Consider the following 13,098-nt stretch of genomic DNA (forward strand, 5'->3'; position numbering starts at 1 on the left):
AGGTGTCAGGTAGTCGAGTGTTTTCCTCGGTCGTTCATTCAGCTTCCGTGCAAATTCATTTAACTGCTTCTGGGAATAGCCCGATAAATCGGTCTTCTTCGGGAAGTACTGGCGTAACAGACGATTGGTGTTCTCGTTGCTGCCTCTTTGCCAGGGGCTCTGCGGGTCACAGAAATAAACCTGCATATCGGTCGCAAGCGTAAATTTCCTGTGGTTACCCAGCTCACCCCCTCGATCCCAGGTCAGGGTTCTCTTCAACTCCTCGGGGAGCTGGCCGACTTCCCGACAAAGCGCCGAAACAACGCTTTCCGTATCTTTGCCGCCGACATGAACGAGCATCGTAAATCTAGACTGCCGCTCGACAAGCGTCGCAATATGTGAGTTCTTGGATCCGGATATCAGGTCTCCCTCCCAATGGCCAGGAACAGCCCTGTCTTCAACCTCTTTTGGCCGAGCACGGATAGAAACTAAATCTGTGATGCTGGTGCGGGCTTCCGCTTCTTCAGAGCTTCTGTGTCGTGATCGACGCATACCGCGTCTTGATCGGAGGTGTTTGACAAGCTCCTTCTTCAGAACACCTCGGGCTTGAATAAAGAGACTTCGGTAAATCGTTTCATGGGACACATGCATCGACTTGTCGTCCGGGAACTGGCGTTTTAGCCAGCCTGCTACTTGCTCTGGAGACCAGTCAAGGCTCAGCTTTTCGGCAACGGCTGCACGGAGGGACTCATTCATTGCGAGAAGGCATTTTTTCGGACGTTTTGACTGGGCCCAGGCGCGCCGATCTGCCACGTTTGCCCTGTACTGACTTCTTCCTCCGTTCCGACTGACCTCTCGACTGATGGTTGAGGTAGACCGTCCCATCGAGTCGGCAATCTGGGTAAATGTCAGTCCCGCTGAGATGCCTCTTGAAATCTCTTCGCGCTCAGAGCTACTAAGCACCCTCGCTGACCTGGAACGTCCCAGAGGGGCAATGCCGCCATGTATGGCGAGCATTCCAGTAATCGATCCAGCATGCTTCCCAAGAGCTCTGCCAATCTCGCTAAGCGACTGGCCTTTCTTCCATCGAGCCCATAGCTCCTGCTTCTGCTGATGGGTCAGCCCTCTGGTCTTTGATACTTGCTGCGGCATTTTGAAAGCCCCGATAGTTACCAGTGTGCATTATGTTGCATTGACCGGTTGAATCTACCGTAGCCTTTTTTAATATCTCCTTCTCTTCCTCCACCCGCCGCAGCTTGCGCTTCAGTTCCTGAATCTCACGCTGCTCCGGGGTCAGCGCCTCACCTTTCTGTGGAGCCTTGCCGGATCGCTCCGCTCGGAGTCGGCGCACCCAGTACTCCATCGTGGATTTACCGACACCCATTGCCTCACAGGCTGCCTTCAGGGTGTAACCCTGGTCTACCACAAGCTGGGCGGCCTCCAAGCGGAATTCCGGGCTGTACCTTCTATTCTTCGTCATCGTCTGCACCTGACTTTCTGTGTGAGTGATCATACACTCAAAGTCAGGTGGCCGGATTCACTATGCCACTACAAGAGTTCCGTGGATCCAGGCTCACAGGGCACCCCAAACTCCCCCATCATGAAGCTTCCACCTTCCACAAAAACCATATTGTCTACAGCCCGTACAACCAGTTCTGTAATTGCGGTTTGTTGAGAGGAAGAAAGGTTTGGGTGGCGTTCTTCAACGCGGTCCTGAATGGCTTCAATCTGAGCATTGTTGAGCCTCTCACTGGTAACCGAAGTACAACCAGCGAACAAAGCAACGATAACGGACGGTGAGAGCAGATTGCGCATTTGTGCTCCTTGCAGCGGTTTACAATCCATGTTGGCAGCGATAATACCAGCTATCGCCTGCCAGAAAAAAAGAATGGGTGACTGATTTCCCAATTTCGCGGAATCGTACCTTTACCGACCTACGTTTTCTTTACCCCCAAGGCACAAACATACTTCCGCTCATACCGCCGGTCAGCCCAGCTCTCATAAACCCGCCTGGCAATGGGATAGATCACCGGCCACAACAGCGGTTTGAACAGCCGCCCAAACGGCGCATGGCTCCAGGCCCGCACGTTGGCGTGCAGCCCGGTTACCCATTCGCCGGTCCAGGTCATCAAATGCAGGCGGCGGAGCAGGTCTTCATGGGAGGGCAGCTAGGGGCTGCCTTCCGGTTGTTCGTGAATGTCTGCGAAGATCAGTTGCCCGCGCTGCAGCCGACGCAGGGTGCGGATTTCCTTTGCGCAGAGCGGGCAGCTGCCGTCGTAGAACAGGGTGTCGTATTTTGGGTTCATACAGGTGGTGGTTATCCGGTGGCGTTTGTTAGCTATACGAGCCGCGTGGCTGATGGTTCAGCGCCGTGGCGTTTGTAATGCCCTGATAATGCAGCCACTTGTTCGAAACGCTACACTGGTGTCTTTGCGGAAGCGCAGGCTTCTGTGTAAACACTCACCAGGCCAGACTCGCACATGGAAGACCAGAAGCCCGACCAGACCGCCCCGGAAGACAAAAAAGCGTCAGCGCTTGCCGAGTTGTCCACTCCCATCTACGGCCTGTTCACGCTGGGTATTCTGTACACCCTGTACCTGGCCCACCAGATTGTCCTGCCGATCATTCTCGCCGTGCTCACCAGCTTGTTGTTGTCGCCCCTGGTGAAAAAAGCCAGGTTGAAATGGCATGTTCCGCGGGTGGTGAGCTCGCTTGTACTGGTGCTTGTGGTGCTGGCGGGCATTGTCGGTTTAGGGGCTGCTGTAACGGCACCGGCGCTGGAGTGGGCTGAGCGGGCCCCGCAAGGTTTGTCGCGCCTGTTGGTGGGCGATAGTGAGATTATGCGGCAACTGGACAAAGTCACCCGTTCTGCGGAACAGGTGGAGAAGTCGGTAGAGGGTCTGTCGTCTGAGGACGGTAGTGAAAAACCGACAACCGTGGTGCTGCAGACCGATTCCTGGCGCAGCCAGCTGATGACAAAAGCCCGCAACGGCCTGGCCGGCCTCGCGCTGGCGTTGGCGCTGACTTACTTTCTGCTGGTCAGCGGCGACAGGTTGATCCGCAACTTCGTGCGGCAAATCCCCAGATCTCAGCGCAAAACCGTGCTCAGAATTACCCACGACTCCCAACACCAGATCGCCCAATACCTGGCAGTGTTAGGCCTGAGCAACCTGTCGGTAGGCCTGATCACCGGGCTCACTTGCTGGGCCATCGGCCTGCCAGACCCGGCCGTATGGGGCCTGATCGCCGGCCTTGCCCGGTTTATTCCCTACCTCGGTAACATGCTCACCATCGCGCTACTGGCACTGGTGTCGGCACTGACCCTGGACACCGTATGGATGATGGCACTGGCACCGCTAAGCTTCATCCTGCTCACCACCATCGTCGGCTTCTTCCTGGAACCCTGGATCCACGGATTCCGCATGGCCATCAACCCCGTCATCATCTTCGTATCCATCTTCTTCTGGGGCTGGCTCTGGGGCCCGGTAGGCGTACTGCTGGCCGTCCCCCTGATGACAGTAATTCAAGTGATCCTAAAACAAATCCCGAGACTGCGTCCGGTGTACAAAGTAATTGCTCGATAAGCCGTCTAAAACACAACGCTCGATCACGAACTGAGCTTCCTTTCCAACAAGGTTCTGCCGGCGGGAGGTGGGGCGTATTTTTCTGGCAGGAAAAAAGATGTCTGAGCGAAGCGAGTTATTTTTTCCAGAAGAAAAACACGCCCCACCTCCCAGCCCGCCCCCACAACCAGAAGGATGGGAGCCCAAGCCAAACTCATCACGTTCCCTGACACAAAGCCAGATCTTTCCTATGCTCAGTGAATCAAAGAATTCACCACAGCAGGAAGAATTCAATGCCCGACATCCCGCCCACCATGAAAGCCATGGTCCTCACCGCCCATGGCGGCCTGGAAAAGCTTGAATACCAGAATGTTCCGGTACCCAGGCCGGCAGCAGGCCAGGTCCTGGTCCAGGTAACCGCCACCGCCAAGAACAACACCGACCGCAAAGCCCGTGAAGGCCTGTACCCCACTAAAAAAGGCGAGATGACCTCGTTCCAGATGGGCGGCAAACCCACGCTGACCTTCCCACGCATTCAGGGTGCCGATATTGTGGGCCGTGTAGTCGCATTGGGTGAGGGCGTCAGCGAACAACGTATCGGGGAGCGCGGCCTGCTGGACTTCAACATCTACGCCAACGACCGCACCGACATCAATCTTACGCCGGATTACTACGGCCATGGCGCCGATGGTGGTTACGCCGAATACGTGGCCCTGCCGTCTGACCAGTTTCACCATATCCCGAATCCGGAACTGGCCGATGCCGAACTGGCGGCCATGGGCATGTGTTCCTACCAGACCGCCTACCACATGCTCACCTCCGCCAATGTGCAGGCGGACGAGCGGGTGCTGGTCACGGGTGCCAGCGGTGGGGTGGGCACGGCACTAATCCAGCTTTGCCGAATCATCGGTGCCATTCCCTACGCGCTGAGCCAACAAGACAAAGCGAACGCACTGCTCGACCTTGGCGCCGAAGCGGTGCTGGATCGCAGCAACATGAACGCCTTCGTAGACCGAGTTAAGAATGAAAACGGCGGAAAACCCCTGGACGCAGTGATGGACCTGGTAGGCGGCGAAATGACCGACAAATTCATCGACGCCATGATCTTCGACATGAACGCCCGCAGCACCTACCCGCGCCTGAGCATCGCCGGTGCCAGTGGCGGCAACATCAGCGAAATCCTCTGGACCCGAATCTACCTGTACCAGGTGCAGATCTTCGGCGTGTCTCACGGCACCCGGGAAGAAGCAAACCAGTTGATGACCTGGATACGCCATGGCCAGCTGAAACCCGTCCTGCACGGCGCGTTCAAACTGTCTGACCTGCACAACGCCGAAGAGTATTTCGTGAACCGTGGCAGCAACTACCTGGGCAAGATCGTCATCGTGCCGGATGCCCAGTGGCAGGCACACGGCCAACCCTTTGCCGTGGAGGCGGGCGGATGAAACCTGAACTCACCATTCAACTGATGGATACCCATGCCGGCGGTGACGTCAGCCGCATCGTCACCGGCGGCATCAAGAACTTGCCGGGAGATACGGTAAGGGCCCAGATGGAATACCTGCGCGACGACGCCGACGGCCTGCGGCGGTTGCTGCTGGAAGAACCCTACGGCATCCCCGAAATGTCCGTAGACCTGCTGGTACCCGCCACCAACCCCGAAGCCGCCGCCGGTTACATCATCATGGAAGTCATGGGCTACCCCATCTACTCCGGCTCCAACACCATCTGCACGGCAACGGCAGTTCTGGAAACCGGCATAGTCCGGAAACAGGAAGGCAAACAACACTTCAAACTCGAATCCCCAGCCGGCCTGGTAAACATAGAAGCCACCGTGCACAACGGCGTAGTAGAAGCCATCACCTGCGAAGGCCTGCCCAGCTACATCCACACCCACAACGCCAGCACCAACGTACCCGGCATCGGCAAGGTCAACTACAGCGTCGCCTACAGCGGCGGCTTCTACGCCCTGGTAGACGCCAAATCCCTCGGCTTCGACCTCACCCTGGACGAAGAGCACCAACTAGCCCAAACCGCCCACGCCATCGTCGAAGCCATCCAGGCCGAAAGAGGCTTCTCCCACTACACCCTGGGCGACGTGGGCCCCCTCCCGTTCCTCCACTTCATGGGCCCGGTAGAACAAATAGCCGAAGGCTACTACCGCTCACGCTCAGCAACCTACGTCCACCCCGGCGTCATCTGCCGAAGCACCACCGGCACCGGAACCTCCGCAAGACTGGCGTTAATGAACCACGAGGGCCAAATCAAACCCGGCGACAAACTCGAAACCATATCCCTGAGGGAAACCGGCTTCATCGGAGAATTCACCGAAGTGGAAAAGGCAGGGAAATACCAGGTGGTCAAAAACAACATAACCGGCAAAGCCTACGTCATCGCAAAGTCCGACATCGTAGTGAACTGCGACGACCCCATGGTGGAATGCAACGGCCTGACTCACATCCTCAAATCAGAAGATGTGCCTTAACCTGCAGAACCTAGTCCGCAGACAAGCCACGGAGGCGAACGAAGTAAAGCCGGCGGGAGAGGGGGAGAGGTTCCCATAAAGTTAAGCCGGCGGGAGGTGGGGTGTGTTTTTCTGGCAGGAAAAAAGATGTCTGAGCGAAGCGAGTTGTTTTTTCCAGAAGAAAAACACACCCCACCTCCCAGCCCGCCCCCACAACCAAACGGATAGGAGCCCAAGCCCGACCCCGAGCCAGCCACTCACCGAGGCCGCAATCGCCGCTTCTCCGCCCGCCGCATCCAGAACCAGGCGATGAAGGCAATCACCGAAACCGCCGCAATAATCAAAGTAGCCAACGCATTAATCTCCGGCGACACCCCCATCCGAACAGACGAGAACACAACCATCGGCAACGTCGTCGCCCCCGGCCCGGACACAAAACTGGCAATCACCAGATCATCCAGCGACAAAGTAAACGCCAGCAACCACCCCGAAACCAGCGCCGGCGCAATCACCGGCAGCGTGATCACAAAGAAAGTCTTCAGCGGCGTACAACCCAAATCCATGGCCGCCTCCTCAATGGACAAATCCACCTCCCGCAAGCGCGCACTCACCACCACCGCCACATAGGCACTGCAAAAGGTCGTGTGAGCAATCCAGATCGTCGCCATGCCACGGTCCACCGGCCAGCCAATCAACTGCGCCATCTGCACAAACAGCAGCAACAACGACAAACCGGTGATCACCTCTGGCATCACCAGCGGCGCCGTGATCATGCTGGAAAGCAGCGTACGCCCGCGCATCTTCTTGAACCGGGTAATCACAAAGGCGCACAAAGTGCCCAGACACACCGCCATGCTGGCGGAATAGAAGGCAATGCGCAGGCTCATCCAGACTGCAGACAGAATCTGTTCATTGGCAAACAGCGCACCGTACCACTTGGTGGAAAAGCCGGCCCACACAGACACCAGCCGCGAGGAATTGAACGAGTAAACGATCAACACCACCATTGGCAGGTACAGGAACAGCATGCCCAGCAATAGCATGGATTTTGAGAAGCCGGGGGCTTTCAGCTTAACCATTCTTTTCCATCTCCCGAGCCTGGAAACGGTGGAACAGCACAATCGGAATCAGCAGCAAGGCCAGCATCACAATCGCCAGCGAAGAAGCTACCGGCCAGTCGCGGTTGTTGAAGAACTCTTCCCACAGCACCTTGCCGATCATCAGGGTATCCGGCCCGCCCAGCAGTTCCGGAATCACAAACTCGCCCACTGCCGGAATGAACACCAGCATGGAGCCCGCCAGGATACCGGCCTTGGATAACGGCAAGGTGATGGCCCAGAAAGTAGTCAGGCTACGGCAGCCAAGATCCGATGCTGCCTCCAGCAGGCGCACGTCCAGCTTCACCAGGTTGGTGTAGATGGGCAGGATCATGAACGGCAGGTAGGCGTAGACGATGCCCAGAATCACCGCAAAGTTGGTGTTCAGCATCTTCAGGGGTGAGTCGATCAGCCCCAGCCACATCAGAAAGCTGTTCAGCAGCCCCTGGTTTCCCAGGATGCCCATCCAGGCGTACACGCGAATCAGGAACGAGGTCCAGGACGGCAGCATCACCATCAGCAGGAACACCAGCTGCCAGTGCTTGGGCGCCCGGGCCATGGCATAGGCCATGGGGTAGCCGATCAGCAGGCAGAACAGGGTGGCCAGGAATGCGGTTTTCACCGAGCCCCAATAGGCGGCGATGTACAGGCTGTCGGAGGCCAGGAACAGGTAATTGCCAAAGTTCACCACCACCGACAGGGTGTTATCCACCCATCGGAACACCGGCTCGTAGGGCGGAATAGCCATCACCGCTGAGGTCAGGCTGATCTTCAGTACCAGCGCGAATGGCAGCAGGAAGAACAGCAGCAGCCAGGCGAAGGGCACGCCGAATACCACCCGGCGATGGAATACCACTGCCCGCACCCGCTCCGCGAAGGGGGTTGCCAGAAGCTTCTTGGTCATGGTCTTAGTTCCAGAGCAGGATAGGGCTGGAGGCTTCCCAGGATACATAGACCCGGTCACCCCAGGTGGGCCGCTCACCCCGGCGTTCCACGTTGGCCATGGTGGCCTGAACCCGCTTACCACTGGCCAGCTTAACGTAGTAAGACGTGATGTCGCCAAGATAGGCAATGTTGTCTACCGTGCCACAGCTCCAGTTGGTGTCGCCTTCGGGCTTCTCGGTGGTCAGGTAGATCTTCTCCGGGCGCAGGGCGATCAGGGTTTCCGTGGTTTCTGCGGGCGTGGTTACACCCCGGTCGATAAACACCGGTGCGTCCAGCAGGTCGCTGGTCAGCGAGATGCTGTCGGAGTTGTCTTTCAGGATGTTCGCCTCGAAGATATTCACCGAGCCGATGAACTCCGCCGTCATGCGGCTGTTCGGGCTCTCATAGATATCAATGGGCGAGCCCACCTGGGCAATCCGGCCGTAAGACATGATGGCAATGCGGCTGGCCATGGTCATGGCTTCTTCCTGGTCGTGAGTCACCATCAGGCAGGTCACGCCGACCTTTTCCAGGATGTCCACCAGCTCCAGCTGCATTTCTGTGCGCAGTTTTTTGTCCAGCGCGCCCATGGGTTCGTCCAGCAGCAACAATTTAGGGCGTTTGGCCAGGGAGCGGGCCAGGGCCACACGTTGCTGCTGGCCACCGGATAATTGCTGGGGCCGGCGCTTGCCGTAGGCCTCCATTTTTACCAGCTTGAGCATGGCCGCCACCCGGTCGGCGATTTCGCTTTTCGGCAGTTTGTCCTGCTTCAGGCCCATAGCAATGTTCTGCTCCACCGTCATGTGCGGGAACAGGGCATAGGACTGGAACATCATGTTGGTGGGCCGCAGATATGGGGGCAGGGCAGTGATGTCCTGACCGTCCAGCACGATGTGGCCGGAATCCGGGGTTTCAAAGCCGGCCAGCATGCGCAGCAGGGTCGACTTGCCAGAGCCGGAACCACCCAGCAGGGCAAAGATCTCGCCCTTGTGGATGTCCAGGCTCACGTCGTCCACCGCCAGGGTGCTGTCGAAGCTCTTGGAAATACCCTTGATGCTGAGGAGCACCTCCGCTTGCGCGGAGGTGTTGTTGATTACGGCCACCGTCAGCGACCGGATTTCACGCTGGTCCAGGTGCGGGTCATCAGGCGCTGCGCGTCCTGAGGCCGACCTTCCATGATGTACAGCTTCTTCATCACCTCATCGGTGGGGTAGATGCTGGTGTCGCTCAGGATTTCCGGATCGACAAATTCATCGGCCGCCTTGTTCGGGTTGGCGTACCACACGTAGTTGGTCACATCGGCGATGATCTCCGGGCGCATCAGGAAATTCATCAGCTTGTGGGCATTTTCCACGTTCGGCGCGCCGGCCGGAATGGTCATCATGTCGAACCACAGCACCGCGCCCTCTTTGGGGATGGTGTAGCGGATGACGTTGCCGTTCTCGGCTTCTTCAGCACGGGCAGCGGCCTGCAGGATGTCGCCGGAATAGCCGGCGGCCACGCACAGGTCACCGTTGGCCAGATCGCCAATGTAACGGGACGAATGGAAGTAGGTAATGTTCGGGCGTACCGCCTTGATCACCTCACCGCCTTTCTTGATGTCGTCGGCGTTGTTGCTGTTCGGGTCCAGGCCCATGTAGGCCATGGCGGCACGAACCATCTCTTCGCCAGAATCCAGCATGGCAATGCCACAACCACCGGCGGCCAGCTTGCCGGTCACCTCGGGATCAAACACCAGAGCCCAGGAGTCGGTCGGGGCGCTGTCGCCCAGGATTTCCTGGATGCGGCCTTCGTTGTAGCCATAGCCGTTGGTGCCCCACAGGTACGGCAGGGAGAACTGGCTGCCCGGGTCCACCTTTTCCAGGTCGTCCATCAGGTCCGGGTTCAGGTTGGCCATGTTCGGCAGCTTGCTGTGGTCCAGCGCCACGAACGCCTTGGCAGAAATCTGCTTGGCCACGTAGTGGTTGGAGGGCACAACAAGGTCGTAACCGGAGCGGCCAGACAACAGCGCAGCTTCCAGCACCTCGTTGCTGTCGTAAACGTCGTAGACAACCTTGATGCCGGTTTCCTGGGTGAACTTCGCCAGGGTGTCCTCGGCGATGTAGTCAGACCAGTTATAAACACGCACTTCTCCGGCAGCAAAAACCGAAGAGGCACCCAGAGACAACGCAACAGCGGCGGCAAGCGCCTGTGGCTTACACAACTTGAACATTGGATGGTGTCCCTCACTGAAAAGGGATGGATACAAAACGTGCAGGACGCACGCGGTTCTGGTGGGATCCGAGCGATTTTTAACACGATGTGAGGGTAGGCGCTACCTAAATTTCAATAATGGGATCCGGGGTTGTGCGTACATGATTTGCACAGGGAAAACCGCCAGGGCGATTCTATGCGGATTACCATGATTTGGTAGGAATATAGCTCCAACGATGAGCCCACTGCACCGTTCATAATAGTTGGTATGATTTATATTATGCGATAAATTGTCTTGGTGTATAAAAACTGGCCGACAGGCCGGTCACTATAAAAAGAACCAAGCACGATGGAGCAACCAACATGATGACAACAAAGCGCGCCATGCTGCTGGCTGTGCTGGTGGCCTCGACAACGGGCTGCCTGAGCTCGGGCGGTGGTAACTCTGCACAAGAGAGCCGGGCAGAGCCTGATACCGAGGCTCCCAGGCTTGAACGCCCTGCGGGAGTAACGATTACCAGGACATCTTTTGGTATACCCCATATCGAAGCGCCGGACTTTGCTGGTATGGGGTATGGCTACGGCTATGTTCAGGCAGAAGACAATCTTTGCCTGCTTGCTGAAGACACCCTGACGGTCCGGGGGCTGCGGGCCCGCTACCTGGGTGGCGAGGGTCGATATTCCATTCCATCTAATGATGCTGAAGCAAGTAACGTGGATGCCGACTTCTTCTGGCGGTCGGTTATCACTGACGAGGCTATTGAAGCCTTCAAAAGTAACAGTGACCCGGAAGTCATTGCCGCCACGAAAGGCTATGCGGACGGTTACAATCAGTATCTGGAGGAAATCCGCACGGGCGATCATTCCGGTCGTCACCTTGCGTGCAGAAACAGCGACTGGCTATTGCCACTCACTGAGGACGACATGTTCCGCCGCTATTTCCGGCTGGCCGTGTTAGCCAGTTCTTCGGTCTTTGTGGAAGGTATAGCCACCGCGCAGCCTCCTGCACTGGGGTCCGTGGATGCTGCGGCGCCAGACCCGGATATTCTGGACGATATGTTGGAGTCACTGGATGGTGCGTTGCCGTTCCCGCTCTCCCGGGAACTCAATATCGGCAGCAACATGTATGCTCTTTCCAAAGAGGCCACCCGGGATGGACAATCCCTGCTGTTTGGCAACCCGCATTTTCCCTGGGAGAAGACCGAGCGGCTTTATCTTGCGCACCTGAAAGTAGGGGATAGAGCTGAGATCATGGGGGCGGCACTCTATGGATTGCCGGCTGTCCTGATCGGCTTTAACGAACACTTTGCCTGGAGCCACACAGTCTCCACAGCCTACCGGTTCTCGTTTTACGAGTTGTCGTTGAACCCCACTGACCCGACCCAATACTGGTATGAGGGGGAGTGGATAGACATGACCTCTCAAGAAATTGTGGTGGAAGCGCTGAACCCGGACGGATCTGTGACTGAGGAGGTTCGGACGCTTTACCATTCCCATTATGGGCCGATGCTGGAGTACGAGGTATCCGGAATCCCGATACTCTCCTGGTCGCAGTTAAAGGCGTACACCCTCAGGGATGCCAATGCCGAAAACGACCGCATGCTGAACCAGTTTTTCCGTTGGAACCAGGCCTCGAGCTTCGACGAATTCGTTGAGTTGCACGGCAGTGTGCTGGGCACGCCATGGGTGAATACCATCGCGACTGGCCCGGGTAAAGCAGCTTACTACGGTGATCTGACAGTTGTTCCGCATGTTACTGATGAACTGGCAACCAGCTGTGCTACGGCCTTGTCTCCTGTTCTTGGCCAGGTGATGCCTGGCCTGCCGATTCTGGATGGCAGCCGGGCAGCATGTGCCTGGGGTTCAGACGAAGACGCGCCGGCGGAGGGGGTGTTCGGGCGGGGCAACTTGCCAAGTCTGACGCGAAGTGACTGGGTTCATAACTGTAACGACAGCTACTGGCTGACCAACCCGGAACAGCCGCTGACCGGCTTTGCCAGCATTATCGGTGATGAAGGGACCGCCCGCACGCTGCGTACCCGGTTGTGTATCACCCAGGTGGAAGAGCGGCTCGATGGCTCGGACGGTAAACCCGGGGAACTGGGTTTTGATATGGGCAACCTTCAGGAGACTGTTCTGGGCAGCCAGGTGATGTCCGAGCGTCTGGCCAGGAATGCGGTGTTAGATGCCTACTGCAATCCTTTAACCGATGTGTTGAATGGGCTAACCCAGTCAGGGCAAGGTGAGGCCTGCACCGCGCTAGCGGCGTGGGATGGAACCTACAATCTGGATTCCCGTGGTGGTCATATCTGGCGCGAGTTCTGGAGTCGAATTAATCCCTTGCCAGTGGATTCGCCGGTTAAGTGGTTGGTTCCCTTTGTCTCGACAGATCCTGTTAATACGCCGCGAATGTTTAACCCCTTGGATCCCTTGGTGATTCAGGCTTTTGTGTCGGCAGTTCAGGCAATACAGGATGCCGGTGTAGCCTTCGACGCAAAACTTGAGGATATCCAATATTCGGGTGTTCACGGAGACAGCCGGATTCCGGTATTTGGCGGCGAGAGTTTCGAGGGGGCCTTCACCATCGCCTCGACCGGCGGAAGCGGGTTGGCAGACAATGGCGGTTATCCGGTTCTGTTCGGAAACAGCTACATCCAGACCGTAACCTGGGACGACGACGGCAATCCCGTTGCCGAAGGTTTCGTGACCTACTCCCAATCTACCGACCCTGCCTCGCCATACTATCGCGATATGACGGAAGCCTATTCCAACAAAGAATGGATTCGATTCCCCTACACGGAGGAGGAGATTCGACAGGATCCCGCACGAGAGGTGATCAGGCTGGCCAGGCCAGCGACTCCGTGATGAGAGCTATCAT

10 protein-coding genes and 2 pseudogenes are annotated in these 13,098 nt (G+C 57.3%); 4 read left to right on the forward strand and 8 right to left on the reverse strand.

The window, feature by feature from the left end; genetic code table 11:
* From H3Z84_RS08865 to H3Z84_RS17275, 4 genes and pseudogenes are all read right to left on the reverse strand, one after another.
* Positions 1-1,131: IS30 family transposase (locus H3Z84_RS08865; RefSeq protein ID WP_199457203.1), on the reverse strand; the 1,131-nt coding region annotated here is incomplete at its 3' end.
* 61 nt (positions 1,132-1,192) lie between these two features.
* Positions 1,193-1,492, reverse strand: a pseudogene (locus H3Z84_RS17075) (transposase); the annotation flags it as partial.
* Between the two features lie 35 nt (positions 1,493-1,527).
* Complete coding sequence (locus tag H3Z84_RS08875; RefSeq protein WP_199457205.1) at positions 1,528-1,794, reverse strand: hypothetical protein; 267 nt, start codon at positions 1,792-1,794, stop codon at positions 1,528-1,530.
* A 119-nt stretch (positions 1,795-1,913) separates the two neighbouring features.
* Positions 1,914-2,285 (reverse strand): annotated as a pseudogene (locus H3Z84_RS17275) (thiol-disulfide oxidoreductase DCC family protein).
* A gap of 174 nt (positions 2,286-2,459) precedes the next feature.
* Here H3Z84_RS17275 and H3Z84_RS08885 point away from each other — a divergent pair.
* The 3 genes from H3Z84_RS08885 (at position 2,460) to H3Z84_RS08895 (ending at position 6,027) form a co-directional block, all read left to right on the forward strand.
* Positions 2,460-3,563 (forward strand): AI-2E family transporter, encoded by a 1,104-nt coding sequence (locus tag H3Z84_RS08885; RefSeq protein ID WP_199457206.1) that lies wholly within the window; start codon positions 2,460-2,462, stop codon positions 3,561-3,563.
* A gap of 272 nt (positions 3,564-3,835) precedes the next feature.
* Entirely contained in the window at positions 3,836-4,987 is a 1,152-nt protein-coding gene (locus tag H3Z84_RS08890) for an alcohol dehydrogenase catalytic domain-containing protein (protein WP_199457207.1), read from the forward strand.
* On the forward strand, positions 4,984-6,027 hold the full coding sequence (locus H3Z84_RS08895) for a proline racemase family protein (RefSeq protein ID WP_199457208.1): 1,044 nt from the start codon (positions 4,984-4,986) through the stop codon (positions 6,025-6,027). Before H3Z84_RS08890 ends, H3Z84_RS08895 begins: the two co-directional genes overlap by 4 nt.
* 236 nt (positions 6,028-6,263) lie before the next feature.
* On the opposite strand, the gene H3Z84_RS08900 is transcribed toward H3Z84_RS08895, so the two are convergent.
* The 4 genes from H3Z84_RS08900 to H3Z84_RS08915 are packed head-to-tail and all read right to left on the reverse strand — an operon-like array spanning position 6,264 to position 10,239.
* The gene (locus H3Z84_RS08900) at positions 6,264-7,085 is read right to left on the reverse strand and encodes an ABC transporter permease subunit (protein WP_228285680.1); all 822 of its coding nucleotides are present in this window, start codon (positions 7,083-7,085) and stop codon (positions 6,264-6,266) included.
* Positions 7,078-8,007, reverse strand: coding sequence for an ABC transporter permease subunit (locus tag H3Z84_RS08905; protein WP_199457209.1), 930 nt, complete (start codon positions 8,005-8,007; stop codon positions 7,078-7,080). The genes H3Z84_RS08900 and H3Z84_RS08905 overlap by 8 nt, the downstream gene beginning before the upstream one ends.
* Positions 8,008-8,011: 4 nt before the next feature.
* Positions 8,012-9,121, reverse strand: a complete 1,110-nt coding sequence (gene potA, locus H3Z84_RS08910) for a polyamine ABC transporter ATP-binding protein (RefSeq protein WP_416225854.1) — start codon at positions 9,119-9,121, stop codon at positions 8,012-8,014.
* An 11-nt stretch (positions 9,122-9,132) separates the two neighbouring features.
* Complete coding sequence (locus tag H3Z84_RS08915) at positions 9,133-10,239, reverse strand: polyamine ABC transporter substrate-binding protein (RefSeq protein WP_199457211.1); 1,107 nt, start codon at positions 10,237-10,239, stop codon at positions 9,133-9,135.
* A 365-nt stretch (positions 10,240-10,604) separates the two neighbouring features.
* On the opposite strand from H3Z84_RS08915, the gene H3Z84_RS08920 reads away from it, so the two are divergent.
* Positions 10,605-13,085, forward strand: coding sequence for a penicillin acylase family protein (locus H3Z84_RS08920; RefSeq protein WP_199457212.1), 2,481 nt, complete (start codon positions 10,605-10,607; stop codon positions 13,083-13,085).
* Positions 13,086-13,098 lie beyond the last annotated feature (13 nt).

The organism is Marinobacter sp. bablab_jr003 (assembly GCF_016464245.1).
In the GTDB taxonomy this organism is placed as follows: Bacteria; Pseudomonadota; Gammaproteobacteria; order Pseudomonadales; family Oleiphilaceae; genus Marinobacter; species Marinobacter vinifirmus.

Bases quoted from the DNA above. Each gene is read 5' to 3' on its own strand.
- H3Z84_RS08905 (WP_199457209.1), bottom strand. From the start codon at position 8,007: ATGACCAAGAAGCTTCTGGCAACCCCCTTCGCGGAGCGGGTGCGGGCA.
- H3Z84_RS08875 (WP_199457205.1), bottom strand. From the start codon at position 1,794: ATGCGCAATCTGCTCTCACCGTCCGTTATCGTTGCTTTGTTCGCTGGT.
- H3Z84_RS08900 (WP_228285680.1), bottom strand. From the start codon at position 7,085: ATGGTTAAGCTGAAAGCCCCCGGCTTCTCAAAATCCATGCTATTGCTG.
- H3Z84_RS08895 (WP_199457208.1), top strand. From the start codon at position 4,984: ATGAAACCTGAACTCACCATTCAACTGATGGATACCCATGCCGGCGGT.
- H3Z84_RS08885 (WP_199457206.1), top strand. From the start codon at position 2,460: ATGGAAGACCAGAAGCCCGACCAGACCGCCCCGGAAGACAAAAAAGCG.
- H3Z84_RS08915 (WP_199457211.1), bottom strand. From the start codon at position 10,239: ATGTTCAAGTTGTGTAAGCCACAGGCGCTTGCCGCCGCTGTTGCGTTG.
- H3Z84_RS08920 (WP_199457212.1), top strand. From the start codon at position 10,605: ATGCTGCTGGCTGTGCTGGTGGCCTCGACAACGGGCTGCCTGAGCTCG.
- H3Z84_RS08890 (WP_199457207.1), top strand. From the start codon at position 3,836: ATGCCCGACATCCCGCCCACCATGAAAGCCATGGTCCTCACCGCCCAT.